General features: G+C 67.0%; 20 protein-coding genes and 1 pseudogene. 7 read left to right on the top strand and 14 right to left on the bottom strand.

Features of this window, described 5'->3' with window-relative positions:
* Window positions 1–40: 40 nt before the first annotated feature.
* The 6 genes from NATPE_RS12395 to NATPE_RS12370 all read right to left on the bottom strand — a co-directional run bounded on the left by NATPE_RS12395 (window position 41) and on the right by NATPE_RS12370 (window position 8,926).
* A complete protein-coding gene (locus NATPE_RS12395; RefSeq protein WP_006181823.1) occupies window positions 41–1,324 on the bottom strand; it encodes a hypothetical protein in 1,284 nt (427 codons plus the stop codon).
* Window positions 1,325–1,562: 238 nt separating this feature from the next.
* The gene (locus tag NATPE_RS12390) at window positions 1,563–2,153 is read right to left on the bottom strand and encodes a DNA-3-methyladenine glycosylase family protein (RefSeq protein WP_006181822.1); all 591 of its coding nucleotides are present in this window, start codon (window positions 2,151–2,153) and stop codon (window positions 1,563–1,565) included.
* A 66-nt stretch (window positions 2,154–2,219) separates the two neighbouring features.
* Window positions 2,220–4,100, bottom strand: a complete 1,881-nt coding sequence (locus NATPE_RS12385) for an L-aspartate oxidase (RefSeq protein ID WP_006181821.1) — start codon at window positions 4,098–4,100, stop codon at window positions 2,220–2,222.
* A gap of 239 nt (window positions 4,101–4,339) precedes the next feature.
* Window positions 4,340–6,802 (bottom strand): heavy metal translocating P-type ATPase, encoded by a 2,463-nt coding sequence (locus NATPE_RS12380; RefSeq protein WP_015299094.1) that lies wholly within the window; start codon window positions 6,800–6,802, stop codon window positions 4,340–4,342.
* Window positions 6,803–6,866: 64 nt separating this feature from the next.
* Window positions 6,867–7,622, bottom strand: coding sequence for a helix-turn-helix domain-containing protein (locus NATPE_RS12375; protein WP_006181817.1), 756 nt, complete (start codon window positions 7,620–7,622; stop codon window positions 6,867–6,869).
* A 158-nt stretch (window positions 7,623–7,780) separates the two neighbouring features.
* Window positions 7,781–8,926, bottom strand: coding sequence for an acyl-CoA dehydrogenase family protein (locus tag NATPE_RS12370; protein WP_006181816.1), 1,146 nt, complete (start codon window positions 8,924–8,926; stop codon window positions 7,781–7,783).
* A 115-nt stretch (window positions 8,927–9,041) separates the two neighbouring features.
* Between NATPE_RS12370 and NATPE_RS12365 the strand changes: the two genes are divergently transcribed.
* Together NATPE_RS12365 and NATPE_RS12360 are read left to right on the top strand one after the other, a co-directional pair.
* Window positions 9,042–11,015 (top strand): 3-hydroxyacyl-CoA dehydrogenase/enoyl-CoA hydratase family protein, encoded by a 1,974-nt coding sequence (locus tag NATPE_RS12365; protein ID WP_006181815.1) that lies wholly within the window; start codon window positions 9,042–9,044, stop codon window positions 11,013–11,015.
* 187 nt (window positions 11,016–11,202) lie between these two features.
* Window positions 11,203–11,775: pseudogene (locus tag NATPE_RS12360) on the top strand (HalX domain-containing protein).
* Between the two features lie 156 nt (window positions 11,776–11,931).
* Here the strand turns inward: NATPE_RS12360 and NATPE_RS12355 are convergent.
* The 5 genes from NATPE_RS12355 to NATPE_RS12335 form a co-directional block, all read right to left on the bottom strand.
* Complete coding sequence (locus tag NATPE_RS12355) at window positions 11,932–13,083, bottom strand: acyl-CoA dehydrogenase family protein (protein WP_006181813.1); 1,152 nt, start codon at window positions 13,081–13,083, stop codon at window positions 11,932–11,934.
* A 107-nt stretch (window positions 13,084–13,190) separates the two neighbouring features.
* The gene (locus NATPE_RS12350) at window positions 13,191–13,661 is read right to left on the bottom strand and encodes a hypothetical protein (protein WP_081597643.1); all 471 of its coding nucleotides are present in this window, start codon (window positions 13,659–13,661) and stop codon (window positions 13,191–13,193) included.
* Between the two features lie 117 nt (window positions 13,662–13,778).
* A complete protein-coding gene (locus NATPE_RS12345; RefSeq protein WP_006181811.1) occupies window positions 13,779–14,153 on the bottom strand; it encodes a cupin domain-containing protein in 375 nt (124 codons plus the stop codon).
* A gap of 75 nt (window positions 14,154–14,228) precedes the next feature.
* Window positions 14,229–14,654 carry a CopG family ribbon-helix-helix protein gene (locus tag NATPE_RS12340; RefSeq protein ID WP_006181810.1) on the bottom strand — a complete coding sequence of 142 codons (426 nt, stop codon included), beginning with the start codon at window positions 14,652–14,654 and terminating at the stop codon, window positions 14,229–14,231.
* A gap of 79 nt (window positions 14,655–14,733) precedes the next feature.
* Complete coding sequence (locus NATPE_RS12335; RefSeq protein WP_006181809.1) at window positions 14,734–15,504, bottom strand: creatininase family protein; 771 nt, start codon at window positions 15,502–15,504, stop codon at window positions 14,734–14,736.
* Between the two features lie 600 nt (window positions 15,505–16,104).
* Here NATPE_RS12335 and NATPE_RS12330 point away from each other — a divergent pair.
* Complete coding sequence (locus NATPE_RS12330; protein ID WP_006181808.1) at window positions 16,105–16,911, top strand: mechanosensitive ion channel family protein; 807 nt, start codon at window positions 16,105–16,107, stop codon at window positions 16,909–16,911.
* A 48-nt stretch (window positions 16,912–16,959) separates the two neighbouring features.
* Here the strand turns inward: NATPE_RS12330 and NATPE_RS12325 are convergent, their stop codons facing one another.
* The gene (locus NATPE_RS12325) at window positions 16,960–17,490 is read right to left on the bottom strand and encodes a hypothetical protein (RefSeq protein WP_006181807.1); all 531 of its coding nucleotides are present in this window, start codon (window positions 17,488–17,490) and stop codon (window positions 16,960–16,962) included.
* Between the two features lie 138 nt (window positions 17,491–17,628).
* Here NATPE_RS12325 and NATPE_RS12320 point away from each other — a divergent pair, with 138 nt between their 5' ends.
* The 3 genes from NATPE_RS12320 (at window position 17,629) to NATPE_RS12310 (ending at window position 22,165) form a co-directional block, all read left to right on the top strand.
* Window positions 17,629–18,075, top strand: coding sequence for a hypothetical protein (locus NATPE_RS12320; RefSeq protein ID WP_006181806.1), 447 nt, complete (start codon window positions 17,629–17,631; stop codon window positions 18,073–18,075).
* 111 nt (window positions 18,076–18,186) lie between these two features.
* Window positions 18,187–21,621, top strand: coding sequence for a PAS domain S-box protein (locus tag NATPE_RS12315; protein ID WP_006181805.1), 3,435 nt, complete (start codon window positions 18,187–18,189; stop codon window positions 21,619–21,621).
* 94 nt (window positions 21,622–21,715) lie between these two features.
* Window positions 21,716–22,165 carry a hypothetical protein gene (locus NATPE_RS12310; RefSeq protein WP_015299091.1) on the top strand — a complete coding sequence of 150 codons (450 nt, stop codon included), beginning with the start codon at window positions 21,716–21,718 and terminating at the stop codon, window positions 22,163–22,165.
* 31 nt (window positions 22,166–22,196) lie between these two features.
* Here the strand turns inward: NATPE_RS12310 and NATPE_RS12305 are convergent, their stop codons facing one another.
* Both NATPE_RS12305 and NATPE_RS12300 read right to left on the bottom strand, forming a co-directional pair.
* Window positions 22,197–22,862: an O-methyltransferase gene (locus NATPE_RS12305; RefSeq protein ID WP_006181803.1), complete on the bottom strand. Its 666-nt coding sequence runs from the start codon at window positions 22,860–22,862 to the stop codon at window positions 22,197–22,199.
* A 72-nt stretch (window positions 22,863–22,934) separates the two neighbouring features.
* Window positions 22,935–23,624, bottom strand: coding sequence for a phosphatase PAP2 family protein (locus tag NATPE_RS12300; RefSeq protein ID WP_015299090.1), 690 nt, complete (start codon window positions 23,622–23,624; stop codon window positions 22,935–22,937).
* A 175-nt stretch (window positions 23,625–23,799) separates the two neighbouring features.
* Between NATPE_RS12300 and NATPE_RS12295 the strand changes: the two genes are divergently transcribed.
* Window positions 23,800–24,252 carry a dCTP deaminase/dUTPase family protein gene (locus NATPE_RS12295; RefSeq protein WP_006181801.1) on the top strand — a complete coding sequence of 151 codons (453 nt, stop codon included), beginning with the start codon at window positions 23,800–23,802 and terminating at the stop codon, window positions 24,250–24,252.
* The last annotated feature ends 24 nt before the right edge of the window (window positions 24,253–24,276 follow it).

Below are 24,276 nucleotides of genomic sequence, written 5' to 3'. Positions count from 1 at the left end.
GCTCATCGCCCGGTCGCGGTCCCCCGCCGCGGCCGGTCTCTCACTCGCTGCGGATGACGACCTCGTCGTCCCTGATGGCCGAGATCTGTGCGGCCTCGACCGGGTAGTCGTCGCCGCCGTGACCGCCCCAGTTCATGCGGGCCTTGAGCCGATCGGTGAGCCCCGGCTCCGGATCGATGTAGGCGGTCTGGCCCTCGACTGCGGCGACCATCCCGATCTGCTGGCCCGACTCGTCGACGACGTCTTTTCCCTGGTCGTCCCTCGAGAGTTCGACCGTCGGCGCTGCCGTCTCGCCGGCCGCCGCGTTCTCGCCTTCGATACCGGTCACGTCGGCGTCCCCCATCGTCTCGTCACCTGCGACACCGGCGGTCTCGCCGGCCACCATCGAGCCGTACTCCTCGACGTCGATAATCTCACCCTCGAGCAACTCGCTGCTGACGACGTCGGACTCGACCAGTTCCGACTCCTCGAGAACGTATCGCAGCTCCAGTCGCTCGTCGCGTTGCTCCTCGACGGTACGGCGCTCGATGAGTTCGCTCCGGACGGCGTCGCCCTCGGTACGCTGGCTCTGGATGACTTCCCGCTCGAGGACTTCGTCGGGGGCCACGCTCGAGCGGACGACATCGCTCTCGAGGATCGATCGCTGGACGCTCTCGAGTTCGACGTCCGTCTCGATCTCGTCGCGTTCCATCTCCTGATCCCGTTCGATGTCGACGTCGACGACCCGACTCTCGACGATGTATCGTTCGATCTCCTCGACCGTCTCGAGGCGGGTTTCGTCGACGGTTACCTCGATCATATCGTCACCGACGAACTCGGTGTCGACGACCTCGCGGGCGCGGCGTTCGGAGTCGACGATCTCGCGTTCGACCAGTTCCGTATCGACCACCTCGCTCTCGATCGTGTCCCGCTCGACGACCTCGGTCTCGACGACCTGCGTCTCGACGATCTCGGTCGTCACCGTCTCGCCGCGTCGCAGCGAGTCCTCGAGTTCGTCGCGGCCGAGATCCGCCCGCTCGAAGGCCCGCTCGCGCTCGACGATCTCGAAAAAGCCCAGCCCCTCGCCGGTCGGCTCGTCCTCGTGGTAAACGAAGACGTAGCCCTCGTCGTCGAACCGTCGCTCGAACTCGTCCCAGGAGTACTCCTCGTGGTCCTCGCCGAGTTCGTCACGGCGGGCGAACGAGTGGCCGTGTTCGTCGCCCTCCCGGACCCGTACCGGGACGGCGTCGCGGGCCTCGGCCCACTCCCTGACCCGCTCGGGATCGCTGGTCATTCGGCGCTGGTCCGGTGTGTCCGTGTCCGTCGGGGACGTGTCGTTTGCCATCTCCAGTAGAGTCCGGATGCCGCCGCACTTCAGTCGACGCGGCCGTCCCGTCGGTTCAGTGTCTCGTTTCTCCGACCCCCGAGATCGGCCGGCAGGAGCCGGCCCGTAACAACTCGTTGCCGGCGACAGTGTCGATCGTTTCGTCCCGTTTCAGCGCTCGAGCGGTCTCCAAAGCGTTGTTACCGGTAACACCACCCTCGCCTGCCGGGCAAGCGGCGATGCCGGCCCGCCGGGCGGCTCAGTCGGACTCGTACTCGGCCCAGATATAGCGCGTCGCGACGCTGCGGTAGGGCCGCCACGGCTCGGCGATCTCGCGCATCTCCGCGCGGGTCAACTCCTCGCCGTCGGCGTACAACTGTTCGATCCCGCGGCGGACAGCGAGGTCACCGAGCGGGAGGACATCGGGCCGCTCGAGGACGAACAGCAGATACATCCGGGCGGTCCACTCGCCGATCCCCGTGATCTCGGTCAGCAGGTCGACGACCTCCCCGTCGGAGTGGGAGGCGAGGCCGGTCCGGCTGTAATCGTTCTCCCGGAAGGCGCGGGCGGCGTTTCGCACGTACTCGATCTTGCGCCGGAAGAGGCCGGCGTCGCGAATCGCCTCGTCGTCGGCAGCCAGTACCGATTCCGGCGTCACTTCCCCATCGAGGACCTCGAAGACCCGCTCCCGGACGGCCGCGGCGCTCGCGGTCGAGAGCTGCTGGTTGATGATCGAGATACAGAGCCGCTCGTACTCGCTCCAGTCGGGTTCGACGTAGGGATCGTGTCGGTCGAGCAGCCCGGCCATCACGGGATCCGCACGGAGAACGTCGTGTGCCTCGTCGTTCATGGACAGGTATGAGACGGGTGTAGGGGACCGGAGACCCATAGGCGTCTCGGTGGGTCCCGCGAGGGCTCACTCGAGGTGGTGATAGTCGAGTTCGTGGTCGGCCTCGAGGGCCGCCCGGACGGCCGGGCTGGGGTCGCCGACGCCGCGCCGGCTGAACGAGAGCCCCTCCGGTTCGACGGCGACGACGAGGTTCACCCGCCAGTCGTCGGCCGTGTCGGGGTAGTCCGTCCGGTAGTGTGCGCCGCGGGATTCGGTGCGCTCGAGGGCGGCCCGGAGCATCGCCTCGGCGACGGTGAGGCTCATCGAGAGGTCCACGGCGTACTCGAACGACTTCGAGGTCCGGTCGCCCGCGACGCGGAGATCGGCGGTGCGTTCCCGCAGGGCGTCCAGTTTCGCGAGCCCCTCCCGGAGCCCCGCGTCGTCGCGGAGGATGCCGGCATGGTCCCACAGCAGGTCGCCGAGGTCCTCGAGCAGCGCCGTCGGCGTGACGGTGCCGTCCGAAGCGGCGAGTTCCCGCAGCGCCTCGAACTCCCGTTCGGCCAGCGCCCGCTGGCCGTCGGTGAGGGTCGGATCGTCGTCGCCGTCGGTCACCGCGGCCGCGACGTGAGCGCCGACGAGTTTGCCGATCGCGACGGTCTCGGCCAGCGAGTTCCCGCCGAGGCGGTTCGCCCCGTGGACGCCAGCGACCGTCTCGCCAACGGCGTAGAGACCGTCCACGCCGGTCTCGCCTGTTCGGAAGTCGATGTCGACCCCGCCCATCGTGTAGTGGGCCGTCGGCCCGACCACCATCGGCTCCTCGGTGATGTCGACGCCCAGCGATTCGAAACGCTCGACCATCGACGGCAGCCGGTCGCGGACGTACTGATCGTCCCGGTGGGAGACATCGAGGAAGACCCCGCCGTCCTCGGTCCCGCGGCCCTCCCGCACCTCCTGAGCGATGGCCCGCGCGACGACGTCGCGGGCGTCGAGTTCCATCTGGTCGGGGGAGTAGCGCTCCATGAACCGCTCGCCCTCCGAATTGTAGAGCCGGCCGCCCTCACCGCGGACTGCCTCCGTGACGAGTCGGCCGTCCCACTGCTCGCCGTAGCGGTCGCCGACCATCCCGGTCGGATGGAACTGGACGAATTCGAGGTCGACGAGTCGCGCCCCGGCCTCGAGCGCCAGCGCCTGTCCGTCGCCGTTGTTCTCGTCGTCGCGCGAGGAGTGGCGGTGATAGAGCGCCGAGAACCCGCCGGCCGCGAGGACGACGTGGTTCGTCCGGAAGAGCAGCCCCTCGCCGGTCTCCATATCGAAGCCGACGGCCCCGTCGACGCGGCGGCCGTCCGAGAGCAGGCGCGTGATCATCACGTTCTCGCGGTAGGGCACCTCGAGTTCGCGAGCGCGGTCGACCAGCGTCTCGAGCATGGCCTCGCCGGTCCGGTCGCCGACGAAGCAGGTCCGCCGGTAGGATTGGGCGCCGAAGTATCGCTGATTGATCTCGTCATCGTCGGTCCGGTCGAACGGCATGCCCCACTCGGCGAGTTCGCGGATATGGTCGGGCATCTCCCGCGCCGTCAGTTCGACCGCGTCGGGATCGTTCAGGTGATGGCCCTCGTTGAACGTGTCCGCCGCGTGGATCGTCCAGTCGTCCTCGGGATCGAGCGAGCCCAGCGCGGCGTTGACGCCGCCAGCTGCCCACGTCGTGTGAGCGTCGCCGTGATCGCGCTTGCCGATCACGAGCGGGTCGATCCCCGACTCGGCGAGTTCGATCGCGACGCGAGCGCCCGCCGCGCCCGCCCCGATCACGAGTACCGGGGTCGTCACGACCTCGTACTCGAGGTCGCCGGCGAAGCCGGGATCACCCTCGGTCTCGAGTCGGTTCTCGATCCCGGCAGTCGACCGCTCGTGGCCCGTTGTTCGGCGATTATCGTCGACCGTGTCGCTGCCGTTGGATGGTGATTCTGTCATCGAATGTATGTAACGACCGGCCGGGTTTAGGCCTCGCCCCGAACGATGCAAAAGACGGCTTTCAGGCCTACGAGAGGCTATATTCGACTTTACCGCCGCATCTGCTGCCGCGAATAAAGGTCGGCTCGGGAACCAATCGTTCGATCGTCGCGGACTATCTACAGCATCGATACGAGCGGTCGATCCGGTCGCCGCCGAGGTCGCACCAGTGTGCTTGCGCCCGAACGGCCGACGCGGCGTTATGGAGCGTCGGGGCCGCCCTCGGAGGTCGTGAGTGCGTCGGGCTCGACGTTCGCGAGCCGCATCGCGTTGCCGGTGACGCCGAGGCTCATCCCCATGTCGCCGACGACGACCGCCACCGCGACGCTGACCAGCCCCAGCGGCACGCCGACGGCGAGTAGGGCCTTCACGGCGAGGCTCGCCCAGACGTTCTGTCGAATGACGCCGTTTGCCGTGTGCGAGAGGTCGTACAGGTACGGTAGCCGCCCGATGTCGTCGCCCATCAGCGCGATATCCGCCGTCTCGAGGGCGGTGTCGGTACCGGCCGCGCCCATCGCGATGCCGACCTCAGCGGTCGCAAGCGCGGGCGCGTCGTTGATGCCGTCGCCGACCATCGCCACGTCGCCGTACTGCTCCTGGAGGGCCGCCACGGCGTCGACCTTCTCGTCGGGGAGGAGTTCGGCACGGTACTCGTCAACGCCGACCTGCTCGGCGATCGCCCGCGCCGTGCCCTCGTTGTCCCCGGTCAGCATGACGACGCGCTCGACGCCGAGGTCGTGGAGCCGTTCGACCGCCCGTCTGGACGCGGGCCGGACCTCGTCGGCGATCGCGACCGCGCCGAGCAGGTCGGTCTCCGTCCCGACGAGGACGACCGTCTTCCCCTCCCGCTCGAGCGCGGCGAGCGTGTCCCCGGTGAAGCCTCCCTCGTCGGCTGCGAGCGCACTCTCGGCTGCGGCCCCGCCGTCAGTCCGCGGGCCCGAGGAGTCGTCCGCGCGGGTCCGCGAGAGATCGAAGCCCAGTTCCTCGAACAGCGCGGGCTTGCCCGCGTAGTAGGTCTCGCCCTCGATCTCCCCGCGGATCCCCCTGCCGGTGAGGCTCTCGAACCCCGTCGGCTCGGGGAGGTCGCCCACGTCCGCTTCGTCGGCCCGCGCGAGGATCGCCGCGGCGATGGGGTGTTCGCTGCGTTGCTCCAGTCCGGCGGCATAGCGAAGCAGCGTCGCCTCGTCGGCTCCGTCGGCCTGGCTCGCGGTTTCACCGCTCGCCTCGTTCGCGGCGCTGGGCGCCGCGCAGGGCACAACGTCGGTCACGGCGAGTTCGCCTTTCGTGAGCGTACCGGTCTTGTCGACGGCGACGGCGTCGACCTCGCCCATCGCCTCGAGATACGTGCCGCCCTTGATCAGGACGCCGTTTCGCGCGGCGCTGGTGACCCCCGAGACGACCGAGACGGGCGTCGAGATGACGAACGCACAGGGGCAGGCGATCACAAGCAGCGTGAGCCCGCGGACGAACCACGTCCCCCAGTCGCCGGCGAACGCGATCTCGTAGCCGGCGATCCCCGCAGTGACGGTGTCGCCGATGAGAAGCGGCGGCACGGCGGCGGTCAGGATCGCCAGGACGACCACGACGGGCGTGTAATAGCCCGCGAACCGGTCGACGAACTGCTCGGTTTCCGTCTTGTCGGCCTGTGCCCCCTGGACCATCTCGATGATCCGCGAGAGCGTCGAATCGCCCGCCGTCGAAGTGACCTCGACCTCGAGGTAGCCGTCCTCGGTGATGGTTCCGGCGTACACCTCGTCGCCGGTCGATTTGTCCACGGGGACGCTCTCGCCGGTGATCGGCGACTCGTCGACCGCGCTCTCGCCCTCACGGACCGTCCCGTCGAGCGGGATCTTGTCCCCGGGCCGGACGACGACGGTCTCGCCGACCGCCACGTCGTCCGCGTCGACGGTCACCTCCTCGCCGTCGCGCATGACTGTGGCCTCGTCCGGCGAGAGTTCCATCAGTTCGCGCAGGGAGTCCCGCGCCCGATCCATCGCGTAGTCCTCGAGCAGTTCGGCGATGCTGAACAGCACCGCGAGCGTCGCAGCTTCGACGAAGTAGCCGATGCCGGTCGCGGCGATGATCGCCGTCCCCATCAGGAGGTCGATGTCGAGGCTCCGGTTTCTCGCGGAGTAGTAGCCGCTCCGGACGACGGGGATGCCGCTGACCGCGACCGCCCCGAGAAAGAGCAGATCCGCGACGTGGAGGGGATACTCGAGGACGCTCGCCACCGCGACGTTGCCGCCCGTCAGGAGGAACTCGAAGCCCAGCCCGAGGACGACGAAGACCGCACCGAGCCACGTCTTCTTCGCGCGCGGACTCGTCCAGACCTCCGAGGGCGGCGCGATGCCGACGCCGTCGCCGCTCGAGGCCGATTCCGTCGCCCCGTCGTCGGCCGTTCCGCCGGTGACCTCGTAGCCGGCCCCTTCGATCGCCGCGACCACGTCGGCCTCGCTGGTTCGATCGCGGTCGTACGCGACCGTGGCCGTCCCGGTGGTCGGATTGAGATCGACGTCGACCACGCCGTCGACGCGTCCGAGGCTCTTGTCGACTTTCCCCGCACAGGACGGGCAATCCATCTCGGGAACGGCGAGTCGGGCGGTCAGCTCCCGTCGCTGCCCGCCCCCGTCCGTTTCCCGCGTCGCGTCCGATTCAGTACTCATTACGTCGTGGTAGGGGCGTCAGTTCGATAAGCCTTCGTTGGAATATTCCAAAATCCCGCGAGTGCTAGAGCGGCGTCGACGGCCCGTCGGCGAATCGCTCGTCCGAAACGTATCCCTTGGCCAACCGTTCCTCGGCCCGCCGGAGCCGGTAGGTAAGCGTCGATCGGGGTACGTCGAGGTGGGCAGCGAGGTCGCCGACGTCGACCTCCCGGGGCGACTCGTAGTAGCCGTGTTCGACCGCAGCCCGGAGCGCGGCCTCCTGTTCGGGGGCGAGGCCGCTCGCCTCGCCGTTCGCGTCACGCGTCGGTGCATCGGTCTCCGCCGTCGCCGCCCGGAGCATCTCCATCCGGGCGCAGTCACCGACCGCCGCCTCGAGCGCGTCGAAAAAGGCTGCCACGTCACCCTCGCCGGAGTGAACGATCCGCCAGGTGTAATGGCGACCCTCGTGGCGCGTCTCGAACAGGATGCCCTCGCCGAGGTGATCGCGGGCGATGTGCGGGACGGACGCGCAGGTGGGGGTACGCTCCCAGTCGGAGTAGAGGACGAGCGTGTCGTCGGTGCGGTCGAGGACCTGCGTGGTCTGGGTCGCGCCACAGTCCTCGGTCGCGAGACAGTCCGCGTAGTAATCGCTGTCGCGGAAGGCCGCCTCGATGTCCGCGAGGGCCGCCCGCGTGCCAGTGGCGTGATCGACCCGCCAGAGCCGTTCGTCAGTGGCGTGCAGCGACAACGAACGGATCCGGGCGTCGGGGTGGTCGGCGAGCGTATCCGCCACCCCGTTGTGGCCGGGCTCGTACTCGAGAGCGAAGACGAACTCTCTCATTAGGCCGTTGTAGGCTCCCGTGGGGCAAAGCGTTGCTGGGACGAGCGCGGCCGTGAGCGCGACTCGAGCGGCAGGGAAAGAGAGGCGGTCTCGTGAACGAAGTGAACGAGAGTTCGGAAGGCGCGATGCGTCTTCCGGTGCTTTTCGAAATTTCGCTCCTATTCGTCCAGCAGTTCCCGCGCGATGACGTTCTTCTGGATCTCGGTGGTGCCCTCGTAGATCTGGGTGATCTTCGAGTCGCGGTAGAACCGCTCGACGGGGAAGTCGTTGACGTAGCCGGCACCGCCGTGGATCTGGACGGCCTCGTTGGCGACGTCGACAGCGACGCGGGAGGCGTACTCCTTGGCCATCGAGGCGAGCTTGGTGATGTCGTTGCCCTGGTCGACGTTCCAGGCGGCCTTGTAGGTCAGGTTGCGTGCGGCCTCGGTCTCGGTGGCCATCTCCGCGAGCTTGTGCTGGATGGCCTGGAACTCCGAGATGGACTGCCCGAACTGCTCGCGGTCCTGTGCGTACTCGCGAGCGGCCTCGAGCGCGCCCTTGGCGATGCCCAGTCCCTGTGCGGCGACGCCGGTCCGGGTGGCGTCGAAGAACTGCATCTGCTGGAGGAAGGCGGCGTCCTCGTCGCCGACGAGGTTCTCCTCGGGGACGCGGACGTTGTCGAGGATGAGTTCGGCGGTGTCGGAGGCCCGGATGCCGAGCTTGCCGGTGATCTTGTCCGCGGAGAACCCGTCGCGGTCGGACTCGACGATGATCTGGCTGAAGCCGCCGTAGCGGCTGTCGGCGTCGGGGTCGGTCTTACAGAGGACGACGAAGTAGTCGCCGACCGAGCCGTTGGTGATCCACATCTTGTTGCCGTTGATCACCCACTCGTCACCGTCCTTCTCGGCGCGGGTCGACACGGAGGAGACGTCCGACCCGGTGTCGGGCTCGGAGATGGCCGCGCCCGAGATCTTCTCGCCCGTCGCGACCGGCTCGAGGTAGCGCTCTTTCTGGTCTTCGGTCCCGAACTCGCTGATGGCCTCGGTGCCGAACGAACAGGCCATGATCGACAGCGCGATGCCGGGATCGTAGGAGAACAGTTCCTCGGCGATGAGTGCCGACTCGAGGGTGGAGTAGCCGGCCCCGCCGTACTCCATCGGGATCGAGGTGCCGACCAGGCCCATCTCGGCGGCCTTGTCGACGATTTCGTGGGGGAACTTCTCTTCGGTGTCGTACTCCTCGGCGTGGGGGACGATCTCGTTTTCGGCGAACCGGCGAACTTCGTCGCGGATCTGCTCCTGTTCTTCGTTGAGTCCGAATTCCATGAACGACCCTTACGATCGGAGCGGTAAAGAGCTTTGTAACCGATAGTAAACGAAACTCCAGTTCCCATTAAGTGAGAGGGAAACGTTGAAACGGGTCCGAATAGGATTTTCGAGCATGCAACTCGAGGACATCAACACCATCACAGTTCTGGGTGCGGGCAACATGGGTCACGGTATCGCGGAGGTCGCCGCAATGGCCGGGTACGACGTGAACATGCGCGACATCAAAGAGGAGTTCGTCCAGAACGGCTACGAGCAGATCGAGTGGTCACTGGACAAACTCGCCGAGAACGACCGGCTCACCGACGAGGAAGCCGACGCCGCCAAGGACCGAGTGACGCCGCTGGTCGACATGGAGGAGGCCGTCGCGGACACGGACTTCGTCATCGAGGCGGTCCCCGAGCAGATGGGGATCAAAGAAGACGTCTACACCGACCTCGAGGCGGTCGCGCCCGACGATGCGATCTTCGCGACGAACACCTCGAGCCTCTCGATCACCGACCTCGCCGAGTTCACCGAGCGACCGGAGCGGTTCTGCGGGATGCACTTTTTCAACCCGCCGGTCCGGATGCAGCTGGTCGAAGTGATTTCGGGGGCCGAAAGCAGCGAGGAGACGCTCTCGGTGACGGAGGACCTCGCCGAGGACTTCGGCAAGACGGCCGTTCGGGTCCACAAGGACTCGCCCGGGTTCATCGTCAACCGCATTCTGGTGCCGCTGATGAACGAGGCCGCATGGCTCGTCAGCAACGACGAGGCGACGATCGCCGAGGTCGACTCGACGACGAAATACGACATGGGCCTGCCGATGGGCAGCTTCGAACTCGGCGACCAGGTCGGCAACGACGTCAGCTACCACGTCCTCGAGTACATGAACGAGGTGCTGGGCGAGGCCTACGAGCCGGCCCCACTGCTCGAGGAGAAAGTCGAGAACGAGGAACTGGGCAAGAAGACCGGCAAGGGCTTCTACGACTACGAGGACGGCGACGGCGTCCAGATCCCGACCGACGAAGGATCGGAGTTCGTCGAGCAGCGCCTGCTCGCGACGATCGCCAACGAGGCCGCGAAGCTGATCGGCGGCGACGTCGCCCCACCGGCGTCGATCGACGAGGCCGTCCAGCTCGGAGCCGGCTTCCCCGACGGCCCGGTCGCACTGGTCGACGACTACGGTCTCGAGACGCTACACGAGACCCTCGAGGACGCCTACGAAGAGACGGGTCACGAGCGATACGCGCCCGATGACTACCTCGCGGAGCGGGCCGAGACCGGCGGCTTCTACGATGACGACGAGGACGCATCGGGGGTCGACTTCGGGACGATCCGACTCGAGTACCCCGCCGACTACGTCGGACAGATCGTTCTCGATCGCCCGCACCGGATGAACACCATCAGCGACGAACTCCTCGAGGAGCTATCGACCGCGATCGATCACCTCGAGGCCGACGACGAGGTGCGCGCGATCCTCGTCACCGGCGAGGGCGAGCAGGCCTTCTCCGCGGGCGCGGACGTCCAGAGCATGGCCGGCAGCGGTGCCGATCCGCTCGAGGGACAGGAACTCTCGCGACTGGGTCAGCAGACGTTCGGCAAGCTCGAGGCCTGTGATCTGCCCGTCGTCGCCGGGATCGACGGCTTCTGTCTCGGCGGCGGGATGGAGCTGGCGACCTGTGCGGACCTCCGCGTGGCCAGCGACCGGTCGGAGTTCGGCCAGCCCGAGATCGATCTCGGCCTCATTCCGGGCTGGGGCGGCACCCAGCGACTCAAGCATATCGTCGGTGAGGGCCGTGCGAAGGAGATCATCTTCACCGCCGAGCGCTACGACGCCGAGACGCTGGCCGACTACGGCTTCGTCAACGAGATCGTCGACAACGCCGACCTCGAGGACCGCGCCCTCGAGCTGGCGACCGACCTCGCGGGCGGCCCGCCGATCGCCCAGAAGTTCACCAAGCGCGCGATGCTGGCCGGCCGTGACGACACCGAGTCCGGCCTCGAGTACGAGGCCTCCGCGTTCGGCCACCTGATGGGGACCGACGACCTGATGGAGGGAATCACGGCCTTCATGGAAGACGAGGAGCCGGAGTTCGAGGGGCAGTAAGGCGACACTCGCTGTCGCCAGCGGCCGGTCAGCGAGAACCCGAGCCGACCCGTGACGGAGACCGGCACCATCCCACCTATTTGCCCACCATTATTGTCTGATGTTTGAGTTCTGGTCGCGAGATTTATCACCCAGAGGTACCATGGATGTCCCGTGGCTGTAACGATGAAGAGAACGGAGGTTCCCCATGAGTGACGGGCCATCGGTCCTCGTCGTCGACGACGAGGCACGGCTCGCGGATCTGTTCGCCGCGTGGCTCCAGGCCGACTGGACCGTCGAAACGGCGTACGACGGAGAGGAAGCGCTCTCGAAAATGGCCGACTCCGTCGAGGTCGTCCTGCTGGACCGACGGATGCCGGGGCTCTCCGGTGACGAGGTCCTCGAGCAGATCCGCGAGGCCGGCTACGACTCCCGGGTCGTCATGGTAACGGCCGTCGATCCGGACTTCGACATCATCGAAATGGGGTTCGATGACTACCTCGTCAAGCCGGTCTCGAAGGACGAACTCGTCGACATGGTCGAAGATGTCGCCGACCGCTCGGACTACGAATCCGACATCTAGGAGTACTACGCGCTCGTCTCGAAGAAGGCGCTGCTGGAGTCCGAGAAGGCCGACCGCGAACTCGCGGACAACGAGGAGTATCAGGACCTCTGTGAGCGCGTCGACCGCCTCGAGGAGCGGGTCGACGAGACGGTCGCGGGGATGTCCTCGCACGACGATTTCGTGGGTGCGTTCCAGGACCTCCAGTCCGAGAACTAAGTCTCGAGTTCGAAGCGACTCCCTCCGCTCTCGCCCGTGGTGACTGTCCACCTGTGTGGCCGGTAGCGACCGCTTCACTTTATCAGTGCGTTCGAACCACGTCGCGGACCAGCAGTTCCGAGTTGGGACCGAACAACGAAATCGCGTTCGCTACTGCTACTCCGCCTGCCCGTAGATCAGATTGCGCTGGATCTCGTTTGCCCCTTCGTAGATGACGGGGATCCGGGCGTCGCGGTAGACGCGCGCGATCCGCCGCTCGTCGAGGACCGATCGGCCGCCGTGGAACTGCATCCCCTGTTCCGCGACGTCGACGGCCGTTTCAGTCGCTTTCGTCTTCGCCATCGCTGCCCAGTAGCCCGCGTTGTCCTCTGCGGCGACCTTCTTGCGGGCGCGCCAGACGAGGGTCCGTGCGCTTTCGAACTCGAGCAGCATGTCCGCGAGCCCGTGCTGGACACTCTGGAAGTCGCTGATCGTCTTGCCGAACTCCTCGCGGTCGTGGGTGAACTCCCACGCTTCCTCGATCGCGGCCGCGGCGATGCCCAGCCCGTGTCCGGCGACGGCCACGCGGCCGTGATTGAAGAAGTCCGCCAGCAGCATGAAGCCGTCCCCCTCCGAGCCGATCACGTTCTCGGCGGGGACTCGACAGTCGTCGAACTCGATGTGGGCCTGCTTCGAGGCCCGCATCGCCATCTTCTCGGGGATGTGTTCGGCCTCGTAGCCGTCGGTGTCGGTCGGGACGATGAACATCGAGTGGTTACCGTAGCGGTTGTCCTCGTCGTCCCCGGTGCGGGCATAGAGGGTGATCCAGTCGGCCTCGACGCCGTTGCCGATCCAGTACTTCTCGCCGTTGATGACGTACTCGTCGCCGTCTTTCTCCGCCGTGGTCTGCATCCCCGCGAGGTCGCTGCCGGTCTCGGGCTCCGAGACGGCGAGTCCGGAGCGTTGCTCGCCCTCCGCGACCGGGCGGATGTACTCCTCGCACTGCTCGTCGGTGCCGTGTTCGTAGGTGATCTCGCAGCCGAAACTCGCCAACTGCAGCGTCAGTGCGATCCCCGCGTCGGCCCGATAGAACTCCTCGGTCATCGCGAGCAACTGGGCCAGATCCAGCCCCCGCCCGCCCCACTCCTCGGGGATGTCCTGTGCTACGAGGTTCGCCTCGCGACCCGCCTCGAGGATCTCCTCGGGGTACTCGCCGGACTGGAAGTACTCCTGGGCGTTGGGCTCGATGTGTTCGCGGGCGAACTCGCGGGCTTCGGCCTTGATCTCGTGAGCGTGTTCGGGGACGATGTCGTCGTCGAGCAGTTCCATGTCCTGTCACACGATCGCACAAAGGAAATAGCCGCGGGCGAATATTGCAACCCGAGAACGCTGTCCGCTCGAGTCTCACGCGGTCGGGGCTCGTCCGTGATCGGCGGCTACCCGATGGTCCGTACCAGTTCGTCGATCGAGTCAGCCGCATCGGCGTGGGACTCGAGCAGGTGGCGATCCCAGACGAGATCGGCCAGCAGGTGGGCATAGAGGACGCCGCCGGTCACGACCGCGAGCGAGACGCTCGCCAGCGCGAGCGCCGGAACCACGACGCCGGTGATGACGACGTGGCTCAACAGCCGCGAGAGGACGCCGACGTCGCCGGGGTCGAAGATCTCGGACTGGTCCGTGATCGTCGCGCGCGGATGGGTGAGACAGAACCGGAGCGCGTCCCAGCGGCCGGTCTTGAGCCGGGCGATGAGGAAGTGATCGAAGTCGATACAGACGCCAGCGGCAGTGCCGTAGGCGACGACCGCCGGGGTCGGGATCGGCGTTCCAAGCAGGGTGACCGGTGGCAGGAGGACGGCCAGTACCCCGGCGACGACGAACGAGATCGCCGCGTGCTGTTTCGAGTAAATCGGGAGTCACCTACGGACGGCGACCACGTCAGCCCACTAAACCGTCCCGCCGGTTCTCGTGCGAGAGTCGCGGTTGCCGATCCCCGCCGGTTTCGCTTCGGACCGCCGACCACACGGCTAGCCCGCAAAGCCCGAGAGCGACCACTCCTCGTCGCCGTCCTCGTCGGCGATGCTGGGCGCGCTCACGAGGACGAACGCGCTCTCGCGGTCCCCGTTGCGGATCTGACGGGTCGATTCGGGCGGGAGCCACAACGCGTCGCCGGTCTCCATCTCCACGGGGTCGTCGTCGACGACGACCGTCGCCGCCCCCTCGATGAGGACGTAGACCTCTTCGTGGCCGTTGTCGGTGTGGTCGTGGGGTTTGCTGTTCCAGCCGGGATCGCACCGCGCGACCGTGACCCCGACCTGCTCGGTCTCGAGCGGATCGCTCAGAAAGTGCATCGCGCTCGAAACTTCCTCGACCTCCTCGTAGTTGACCTTCCGGTATGTCATACGGATCCATTCGGGAGACGACAGTAAAACGATACTGACTGCCGAACGAGTTCGGGCCGGTCGGCAGACTCGCCGCTATCCCTGTGCGAGCGGATCGAAACTGTCGACCGGAATGACCGAGTAATCGACCGTCAGCGCGTCCTTGGTCGCGCGGATCTTCCCGACGAACGCCGAGATGTCCTCGAGTTCGCCCTCGAGGACGAACAGTTCCATACAGTAGTGATCGCCGACGTGGCTGTGGAAGTTCGAGGCCACGAGGTGTTCGTGTTCGTGGCGCAGATGCATCATCCGCTCCTCGACGCTGGTGGTCTCGTAGTCGAAGAGGACGGTGACGATCCCCATCAGGTCCCGGTCCTCGAGTCGGGTGTCCTCGAACTCCCCGAGCAGGTTGCGGGAGGCTTCCCTGACGACTTCGCTCCGGCCGGTGTAGCCGTGTTCGTCGGCGAACTGGTCGAGTCGCTCTAAGAGTTCGTCGGGCATCGAGACGCTGACGACTGCCATATAATAACTCGGCAGAAGTTGCTATTAAGGATTATCATTGCCGTGGCCGGGATAGGGTCGGACGACCGCAGTCGGTGGATCAGACGTGGTCGTTCGGGAGTAAGTCTTCGAAGTCCTGTGCGGCGAGCCACTCACTCAGCTGGACGAGTTGGTCGCTCGCGGCCTCGAACAACTGCTCGCCCTTCTCCGCAGAAGCGTCCGTCTGATCACCCAACACGCCGTTGTCGGTGTTGTCGGCCGCGTCGAAGAACGTCCGTGAGCCGTGTTTGACCGTTTCGGCGTCCTCGACGCTCGGGACGCCGGTGTCTCTGGCTTCTTCGAGGCGGTCGTCGTGGACCAGCTCCGGCTCGAGGTACTGGATCATCGAGGTCTCCTTCGGGCCGCCGTGGGGGCCGTTCTGCGCGAAGAGATCGTCGACAAGCTCCGGAATCGACTCGTCCCACATCCACTCGATGGCGTAGGCGACGCCCTCCTGTCGGAGCCGGCTCCCGACCTCCCGCAGGTGTTGGACGTTGCCGCCGTGGGCGTTGACGTAGATCACCCGGTCGATCCCGTGGGTCGTGAGGTTCCGGGTCAGCGATTCCATGTACTCGCGAAACGCCGGCGGTTCGACCCACATCGTCCCGTGGAACTGCCGGTGGTGGCCGCTGACGCCGACGTTGATCGTCGGCGTACAGAGATAGCCCGTCCGGTCGGCGACCTCGCGGGCGAACGCCTCCCCGATCAGGTGGTCGGTCGCCTCCGGCAGATGCGGGCCGTGCTGTTCGGTCGATCCCAGCGGGACGAGCGCGAGCGATTCCTCCTCGAAGTACGACTCGAGGTCGGGCCACGCGTGGTCGGCGAGGTACATACTGCCTCTCGTGTGCGGATCCTCCTAAGCATGGGTATAACGGCAGTACGTGACCGTGCTGTGGCACCGTCGGACGCAAGGCGTGACGCCGCCGTTCCGGCGAACGCGGCCCGCTGCAGCCCCGATCTCGGTAAAACTGGATTACCGAACGCGGGGCCCGACGCCGTTCACTGGCGCTCCCGTCGGGCGGTCGCCCCGTCGACCCTCGGCGGACCGGCCGCGACACCGCCCTCGAGGCCGACGTCACCGGCCGATGGCGGCGCGTCACCGGGGCGGCCCATGAGTGAAACTGGACATGTTCGGCCAGTGGCGGTCGCCCGTTCCTGTCGCCCGCGTAACGGTACGTCTCCGGCCGTTCGTTCGATCGGCCCCAATAGCCATTTATCGCCCGCTGGCTCGCGGGTCGCCCGCTCGATCGAGGCCGACGCGACCGCCGGTCCGCTCGGAAATCCCACCGATCCGGCACGGTACGGCCAGCGCGCAATTCGCCGTAACGGACACTTCAATCGCCACGGTGACGACCGCCGAAACCAGTTGATTTCGCTACTAATCCGTACGCACTCAATTACGAAGGCGGGGGGACACCAACTCCCGCTGTCCATGATTCCACCGTACCCCGCTCAATCACAGGTCCCCGACTGGCTGCAGGACCCGATCGCGGAGTTGGTCACGTTCCTCCCGCGGCTGATCGGCGCGCTGATCATCCTCGCGATCGGCTGGGTCCTCGGGCGCGTCGCGGCCGGCGTCGTCCGACGGCTCGCCGACGGCGTCGAACTCGACCGGATGGTCCTCGAGACGCCGCTTGGACGCATCCTCGGCGGCACCGAACGGGCGGTTTCACACGCCTTCGGAACGCTCGCGAAGTGGTTCGTCTACGGCCTCGCGATCCTCGCGGCTGCGAACGCGCTCGCGATCGCAATGCTGTCGGAGTGGATCTCGACGGCGGTCTCGTACCTGCCGGCATTCGTCGCCGGCCTGCTGGTGATCACCTTCGGGTTCGTCGTCGCGGACTTCATCGGCGACGCCATCGAGCGGACCCGGGCCGCGACCGAGACGGCCTACACGACCTGGTTCGCGACCGGCGCGCGGATGTTCCTCTACTTCACCGCGATCGTCATCGGCCTCGATACGATGGGGATCGACGTCGGCATCCTCTACGTGTTCGCTCGAGCGCTCGCGTGGGGGCTGGGCGCGGCGATCGCCATCGGTGCGGGCGTCGCCTTCGGCTGGGGCGGCAAGGATTACGTCGCCGAGAACATCGATAGCTGGATGAATCGGACGAGTCAGGTCACGCCGAACGAGGGCGATACGACCGGCGATCGGTCGCGGAGCGGCGACCGCGATCGCGCGGGCAGCAGTCCGAGTACCGACCGCGAGCCCGGCCCCGGGCCGAGCGACGACGACTGATCGGGCGGGCGACGACCGTAGGCGGCCGGTCGAAGCTGCGCCCGGTCCTCAGTCGGCCCCGACCGCCGGCGCGGTCGCCGCGGGTTCCGCGTTCGCGCCCTCATCACGGGGAAACAGCGGTTTGACCGGAACGATCACGTGGGCCCGCACGAGTTGGCCCTCGTTCCGTCGCCACTTCCGTACGTGCGCGAGCGAGTGCGAGCCGCCGTAGCCGTCGGCGATCCGCTCGCAGATCGCGTCGAACGCCTCGAGGTCGAACAGCTCGGCCGACACAGGATCGGTCTCGACCGCGATGCGCCCCCGGCGGGCGTAGACATCGAGCCGCCCCTCGAAGGCGTACTCGAGGGCCTCGATCCAGTCCTGAATCTCGCCGATGTCCGGTCGGTCGGGCCCGGTCGGAAAGGTGATCGACGCCTGATACTGGTCGGGCCGGCCCCTGACGTGTCGCTGCCAGAGCCGCCCCAGCCGTCCGGCGGTTCCGGCACCGGGCAGCCGCGATGCGGCGCGGATCGCGCGGCCGCGAGCGGCCGCCACCGACCGTCGGAGTGCCGTCAGGGAGACTCGATCGCGGTCCTGCATTCGTTCTCACCCTCGAGTTACCGGCGGTGGTAATACGTCCTTTGTTGTGGCCGCGAGGGCGCGGCGATCGCGTCGCCCGCGCGACGACACGGACGGGTCGGGAGAGTTTTGTACAACCCGTTGCTACCGGGCGACAGGATGCCCGAGACAGGCCATCGGCTGCCCCGTTCGGTACGCGTCGCCGCGGTCGCGATCGTCGCCGTCGGCGTCGCGGTTAATACCGGCTTTGACTCCCCGCTTCGAACGCTGCCGGCGCTGCTCCTGATCGCGCTCGGCGTCGCCGCGCTCACGAACGCCGCCCGAGATGCCGGAACGGTGGGGCTCCGACGGGCCACAAAGCGGTGGTGGCTCGTCGCGTTCGCGACGTTTCTCCCCTACGGGCTGTCGGCGGCTCCCGACGGCGAGTCGGCGGCGGCTGTCGGCGAGGCGTTTCGTGGGCCCGTCGTCGGCCTCGCCGTCGAGTCGCTCGCGGGTGCAACGGTCATCTGTGCAGTCGCGATGACGGTCCTCTACGGGTTCGCCACGTACGGGATCCATCCGGGTCGGCCGAGCCCCGAGGAGCGCGTTCTCACCGGCGACGACTGACGGGAACGGCCCGGTCGCCGTGTTTCGGTTCGACGGCCGCACCCGCATGCGGACCCCGCCGTGATAGCCATCGGCGCTGCACTTATCCGTCGGAGTGGCGTTGCTCTCTCAATGACTGAACGGGTGGAACCAGCGGGCTCGCCACCGTGGGACGAGGGCGACAGCCGGGCGGCCCGCCAGTGGTACCGAACGCTCGTCGAGACGGTCGACGACGGCGTGATCCAACTGGACGCCGACGACCGGATCGTCGCCGTCGACGACGACCTGCTCGAGCTGACCGGGTACACGCGCGAGGCGCTCCGGGGCGAACACGTCTCGTGGCTGCTCGAGGGTGCCGACGCGCTCGCGGCCGACGATGCCCCGTTCGAGTTCCCCGTTCGGACGGCCGACGGGACCACTGTGGCCTGTTCGGTTCGCCTCGGGACGGTTCCGGCCGCCGACGGCAGTCGGGGATCGATCGCGCTCGTCGGTGAACTCGACGCCGCGTCCGAAGCGCCGTCGGCCACCGCGGGACCGCCCTCGACGTTCGAACCGATTACGGCCGTCCTCGAGGAGGCCGATGTCGGCGTCTTCGTCCTCGATGACGAGTTCGATATCGTCTGGATCAACGACGCGACGGAGCGATACTTCGGGCTCGACGCGGCGACCGTCGTCGGCCGGGACAAGATGACGGTGATCGACGACGTGATCAGCGACCGGATCGCCGAACCGGCCGGGTTCGCCGACATCATCGGCGCGACCTACGACGACAACAGCGACGCCGAACGGTTCGAGTGTCGTGTCACGTCGGACGATGGCCGCGAGGAACGCTGGCTCGAACATCGGAGCAAGCCCATCCGGTCAGGGCCGTACGCCGGCGGCCGGCTCGAACTCTACTACGACGTGACCGACCGACACCGGCGGGCCTATCAGCTGCGGCGGCTCAACGAGGCCGTTCGCGAGTGGCTCGCCACCGGCACGCGGCGGGCGGTCGCCGAGCAGGCGTGTCGCCATCTCGCCGACATCCTCGCGCTCGAGGTCAACGGCGTCTTCCTCCACGAGCCGGCCGACGAGACGCTCGAGCCGGTCGCCTGGACGGACGCGGCCGAATCCCTCTTCGGCGAGCCGCCGACGTTCGAGGCGGGCGAGGGGATCGCCTGGCAGGTCTTCGAGACCGGCGAGCCGCTGATCTACGACGACGTCACTGCCGACGAGGCCGTCTACAACCCCGAGACGCCGATCCACAGCGAGATCTGTCTCCCGATCGGCGACCACGGGATCGTCATCATCGGTGCTGAAGAGCGAGCGGCCTTCGACGCGGCCGATCTCTCGCTGGCGAAGATCGTCGCCTCGAGTCTGGAAGCGACGTTCGACCGGATCAGCCACGAACAGCACCTCGAGCGCGAACGGGTCCAGACCGAGACGCTGCTCCGGACGATGCCGGTGGCGGTCTCGGTCGAGGACGCCGAGGGAGAGACGGTGCTGGCGAACCGACACGCACAGACGGCGCTCGGCCTCGCGGATCACGAGCCGCTCGGTGAGACCGAACTGCTCGCCGAACGGACCGTCGTCGACGCCGACGGCGAGCCGATCGGCCCCGATCACGGCCCGTCGGCACGCGTCAGGGACACCGGCGAGCCGGTCCGTGACGTGGAGTTGGCGATCGAGGCGGACTCGGGCGAGCGGACGTGGTTCTCCATCACTGCCGTTCCCGTGTTCGGCCCCGACGGCGACGTCGAACGGGTCGTCTCCGCCGGCGAAGATATCACGGCACTGAAAGAGCAGAAGCGCCGTCTCCAACGCCGCAAACACGAACTCGAGTCCGAACTGAGCGAGATCCTCGGGCGCGTCTCGGACGCCTTCTACGCGCTCGACGACGAGTGGTGTTTCACTCACGTCAACGACCGCGCCGCGGAGCTACTGGGCCGTTCACGGGACGAACTGCTCGGACGGAACATCTGGGAGGTGTTCCCCAGCGGGACGCGCTCGGATCTCGCCGACCGCTACCGGGAGGCGATGGCAACCCAGGAGCCGGTCTCGTGGGAGCGTTACTCCGAGTCGCTCGAGGTCTGGATGGAGATTCAGGCCTACCCCTCCGAGACCGGGTTGTCGGTGTACTTCAGAGACGTTTCGGAGCGAAAACGACGGGAACGACAGCTCGAGCAGTACGAACGGATCATCGAAACGGTCGAGGACGGGATCTACGTCCTCGACGCCGAGGGCCGGTTCACGATGGTCAACGACGCGTACGTCGAATTGACGGGCTACGACCGCGAGGAACTGCTCGGGAGCCACGCCTCGATGGTCGTCGACGAACACGTGATGGCCCTCGCACGGGAGATCGCCGCCGACGAGTCCGGTGAGCCGACCGTCGAAGCGGATCTTCGGACGAAATCCGGCGAGCGGCGTTCGATAGAGGCGGCGGTCACGTCGGTCACGTCGGCCGACCGCGGGCGCGAGCGGATCGGCGTCGTCAGGGACGTCACCGAACGGAAGGCCCGACAGCGCCGACTCGAGGAGAGCGAACAGCGCTACCGGACCCTCGCCGAGAACTTTCCGAACGGCGTCGTCGCGCTGTTCGACGAGGACCTGCGATATACGGCCGCGGGCGGTAGTCTCCTCGGTGAGGTCGGTATCGATCAGGAGGTCGTGGTCGGCCAGACGATCCACGAGCGCTACGCCGACGACCTGCTCCCGGAGGTCGAACCCCACTTCCGCGCCGCGCTCGAGGGCGAGCAGCGGTCCTTCGAAATCGGCTACTGCGGCCGGGAACTCCGCGCAACTACCCTTCCCGTCCGGACCGGTGGGACGGTCACCTCGGGGATGCTCGTCATTCAGGACGTCACCGAACGCACGGAGTACCAGCGCAAACTCGAGGAGTCGAACGAACGCTTAGAGCAGTTCGCCTACGCCGCCTCCCACGACCTGCAAGAGCCCCTGCGGATGATCTCGAGCTACCTCCGCTTGCTCGAGGGCCGCTACGCCGACGACCTCGATGCGGACGGCCAGGAGTTCATCGACTACGCCGTCGACGGGGCCGAGCGGCTCTCGGAGATGATCAACGGCCTGCTCGAGTACTCCCGTATCGAGACCCGCGGGGACCCCCTCGAGCCGCTTTCCCTCGCGGACGTCGTCGCAGACGTCCTCGAAGACCTCCAGTTCAGGATCGAGGAGGAAGACGCCACGGTCACGGTCGAGCCCCTGCCCGTGGTCCGGGGCGACGCCGGTCAGCTCCGACAGGTGTTCCAGAACCTCCTCACGAACGCCCTCGAGTACAGCGGCGACGAGCCACCGGAAATTCACGTCAGCGCCGAACGAACCGGCGACCGGTGGGCGATCTCGGTCCGCGACGAGGGGATCGGGATCGATCCTGAGCATCAAGACCGGATCTTCCGGGTGTTCCAGCGGCTCCACAGCCACGAGGACCACCCCGGCACGGGGATCGGGCTCGCACTCTGTCACCGGATCATCGAGCGCCACGGCGGCCAGATCACCGTCGACTCCGAGCCGGGCGAGGGCGCAACCTTTACCGTTACCCTGCCGGCCGCCGACGGCTCGGCCGAGTGAGCCCGTCGCGCGGGCGGCGAGTCGAGGATCGTGCCTCGATCCCGTCCCCAGTCAACAGCTATATATTCGATCGCCCATTCAACCCGGCAAAGCAGTGCCTGACGTGACTTCGACACCACGCGGGACGGACCGCTTTCGCCTCGCCGCCGCGCTGGCCTGTTTCGCCGTCGCCGGCGTCGCAAACGCCACTGTCGACGGGCTCGGGCTGACCCTCACGGCGACGACCGTGGCCGTCATCGGCGTCTACGCCCTCGCCCGCCACGCCGGCTCGGTCAGCCGGCGGGCGCTCGCGCGGACGGCGCTTGCCCTCTGGCTCGCGTTTCTGACGACCGCCGTCGGTCACGCCGCCGGCCTCGAGACCCTCGGCACTGTCGCACCGGGACCCGCCGCCGCGACCGTCATCGCCGTGACCGCGGTCACGTGGGCGACGCTGCTGGCCGCCACGGGCACTACGCTCTTTCTCGGCCTCCGGGAGTACGGCTCGCCGGCCCCGGCCGACGACGCAGTCCTCGAGGGCGAGACCTCCGATTACAGTAGCCCCTGACGGACCGCGTACCGATCGCCGCCGCTCGTAGCTACTCGACGCGGTAACTCACCGTGATTCCCTCGCCCAGCGGGACGACGACCGTCTCGAACGCCGGGTCCGCCCGGACTGTCTCGAGGAAGTCGATGATCCCTCGGGTGTGATCGTTGGTCTCGACGGCGTCGCCTTCGGCCCACGCCAGCAGGTCGTCGAAGTCGACGACGCTCGCGGTGATGGCGTTGTCGGCGACGATGACGCCGCCGACCGGAATCTCATCGCGGACGGCCGCGAACGCGTCCGCGTAGCGCTCCTTTTGATGGTCGATCAGGACGACGTCGAACGGACCGTCGTAGCGGTCGATCGTCTCCATCGCGTCGCCGAGTTCGTACGTCGCGATCCCGTCGTAGCCGCCCGCGGCCATGTACTCGCGGGCGAGGTCGAGTTCCGCCTCGTCGACCTCGGTCAGGACGATCTCGCCGTCCGCTGGCAGGGCCGCGGCGAACCAGTAGGCCGAGTAGCCATAGCCCGAGCCGAACTCGAAGACCCGCTCGGCGTCGGTCAGTCGGGCCAGCAGTCGGAGGAACGCGCCGACTTCAGGGCCGACGTGGGGAAATCCCTCGGCGTCGGCGTACTCGTCCATCTCGAGCAGCGTTTCGTCGGGGTCGGGACCGACCGCGCGGACGAATCGCGCGATCTCGTCGGAGAGGACGTCGGTCATACGCGTGGATACGACCGCCGGACACTATAGTAACCACTGACGGTCACTCCGAGAAGGCGACACGCGACGCGGTCAGTCGTCGGTGACGGTAACCGGTTCCGGCTGCGGCTCGACGCGTTTGAGGACGGCCCGGATCGTCGGCGTGGCGAGGTAGCAGCCGTACGCCAGAGCGAGGCCGACGACGAGGTCGGTGAGCCAGTGGATACCGAGGTATACCGTGGCGGCGAGGATGGCACCGGTGGCCGCCCAACTGAGCCGTTCGTAGCCCCTCGGTGCGTAGAGGGCCGCGGTTCCGGCGAGGCCGGCGTGCAGGCTCGGGAACGCCTTTTCGAGGGTGTCGACGTTTGTCATAAAGGTCTGAATCGGACCAGTCGATTCGTACAGTACCGGTTCGACGCCGTCCAGGTAGTAGCCCGTGACGCCGACGGGCATGAAGTAGAAGAACGGCATGGATACGACGAGGACAGTCGTGTACGTGGTGACGTAATCGAGTGCCCGGGTGCGGCCGTGGCGGTGTTTCAAACTAATATACGTGGCGAGAAGCAGCGCAGGGTACACGAGAAGATAGACGATGACGAACAGCGCGGTCAGGAGAAGGGTCGGGTCAGGTTGGAGTACCGCGACGGCGTTGCCCTCAACGGCGTACATGAGGTCTGTACGGAGCGGGTACGGTGACCGTTCCGACGACAGACCGACGATACTCGAAACGACGAGTACCATCGCGATATAACAGCAATCGCGGCGGTCGAGTGGAGGGTTCATCGACGTGTGTGTTAAAAACCACTTTTCAAATAACTATTGATTGATTGATGGAGTTCTATTCGCATATTTTAATATAGTAATTTGTGTGGGCTGGTTTAGTGGGTTCGGGCAGCCCCGCGACTCGAGCGACGCTGACAGTACCCTTTTGAGACTCGGCACCGTCAGCTCACCCAACATGTCCGCCGACTATCCCCTCGCAGACGCCGTCGACAACCTCGTCTACGAACCGGTACAGGTCGATGAGAACGGGATCGAGCTGACGGTGAGTGCCGTCTACGAGGTAGCCGCACCGGGCCGGCTCGACTTCGGCGGCGACGAACTCGCAGACGCCGACCTCGAGCCCGTGCCCACGGAACTCGAGGCCCCCGACGACGAGTACGGCTGGTGGCACCTCGATGGGGGCCAGTACGTCATCCAGCACAACGAGTTCCTGACCGACCTCACGGAGCCGGTACAGCTCCAGCCCCGCAACGAACTGCTCGCCCGGGGTGGCTCGCATCCGTCGATGCAGGTTCGGGATCACCTGCCCCTGATCCCGCTGACGGTGGCCGGCGGCGGCCTCCGTCTCAAGGAGAACGCGCGGGTCTCGAGGCTGGTTCCGCTGGGCGGGTCCGCCCGAGGCGAGTGACTGGAGAGAACTAAACCCCGAAGC

It is taken from the genome of Natrinema pellirubrum DSM 15624, from assembly GCF_000230735.2.
Lineage (GTDB): Archaea > Halobacteriota > Halobacteria > Halobacteriales > Natrialbaceae > Natrinema > Natrinema pellirubrum.
This window is presented reverse-complemented; position numbering and strand designations above follow the sequence as displayed.

What these genes read in the sequence shown, in the direction of transcription:
- NATPE_RS12395 (WP_006181823.1), bottom strand. Translation starts at nt 1,324, where the DNA reads ATGGCAAACGACACGTCCCCGACGGACACGGACACACCGGACCAGCGC.
- NATPE_RS12315 (WP_006181805.1), top strand. Translation starts at nt 18,187, where the DNA reads ATGACTGAACGGGTGGAACCAGCGGGCTCGCCACCGTGGGACGAGGGC.
- NATPE_RS12330 (WP_006181808.1), top strand. Translation starts at nt 16,105, where the DNA reads ATGATTCCACCGTACCCCGCTCAATCACAGGTCCCCGACTGGCTGCAG.
- NATPE_RS12320 (WP_006181806.1), top strand. Translation starts at nt 17,629, where the DNA reads ATGCCCGAGACAGGCCATCGGCTGCCCCGTTCGGTACGCGTCGCCGCG.
- NATPE_RS12300 (WP_015299090.1), bottom strand. Translation starts at nt 23,624, where the DNA reads ATGAACCCTCCACTCGACCGCCGCGATTGCTGTTATATCGCGATGGTA.
- NATPE_RS12355 (WP_006181813.1), bottom strand. Translation starts at nt 13,083, where the DNA reads ATGGAACTGCTCGACGACGACATCGTCCCCGAACACGCTCACGAGATC.
- NATPE_RS12340 (WP_006181810.1), bottom strand. Translation starts at nt 14,654, where the DNA reads ATGGCAGTCGTCAGCGTCTCGATGCCCGACGAACTCTTAGAGCGACTC.
- NATPE_RS12380 (WP_015299094.1), bottom strand. Translation starts at nt 6,802, where the DNA reads ATGAGTACTGAATCGGACGCGACGCGGGAAACGGACGGGGGCGGGCAG.
- NATPE_RS12385 (WP_006181821.1), bottom strand. Translation starts at nt 4,100, where the DNA reads ATGACAGAATCACCATCCAACGGCAGCGACACGGTCGACGATAATCGC.
- NATPE_RS12390 (WP_006181822.1), bottom strand. Translation starts at nt 2,153, where the DNA reads ATGAACGACGAGGCACACGACGTTCTCCGTGCGGATCCCGTGATGGCC.
- NATPE_RS12345 (WP_006181811.1), bottom strand. Translation starts at nt 14,153, where the DNA reads ATGACATACCGGAAGGTCAACTACGAGGAGGTCGAGGAAGTTTCGAGC.
- NATPE_RS12335 (WP_006181809.1), bottom strand. Translation starts at nt 15,504, where the DNA reads ATGTACCTCGCCGACCACGCGTGGCCCGACCTCGAGTCGTACTTCGAG.
- NATPE_RS12295 (WP_006181801.1), top strand. Translation starts at nt 23,800, where the DNA reads ATGTCCGCCGACTATCCCCTCGCAGACGCCGTCGACAACCTCGTCTAC.
- NATPE_RS12365 (WP_006181815.1), top strand. Translation starts at nt 9,042, where the DNA reads ATGCAACTCGAGGACATCAACACCATCACAGTTCTGGGTGCGGGCAAC.
- NATPE_RS12375 (WP_006181817.1), bottom strand. Translation starts at nt 7,622, where the DNA reads ATGAGAGAGTTCGTCTTCGCTCTCGAGTACGAGCCCGGCCACAACGGG.
- NATPE_RS12325 (WP_006181807.1), bottom strand. Translation starts at nt 17,490, where the DNA reads ATGCAGGACCGCGATCGAGTCTCCCTGACGGCACTCCGACGGTCGGTG.
- NATPE_RS12370 (WP_006181816.1), bottom strand. Translation starts at nt 8,926, where the DNA reads ATGGAATTCGGACTCAACGAAGAACAGGAGCAGATCCGCGACGAAGTT.
- NATPE_RS12305 (WP_006181803.1), bottom strand. Translation starts at nt 22,862, where the DNA reads ATGACCGACGTCCTCTCCGACGAGATCGCGCGATTCGTCCGCGCGGTC.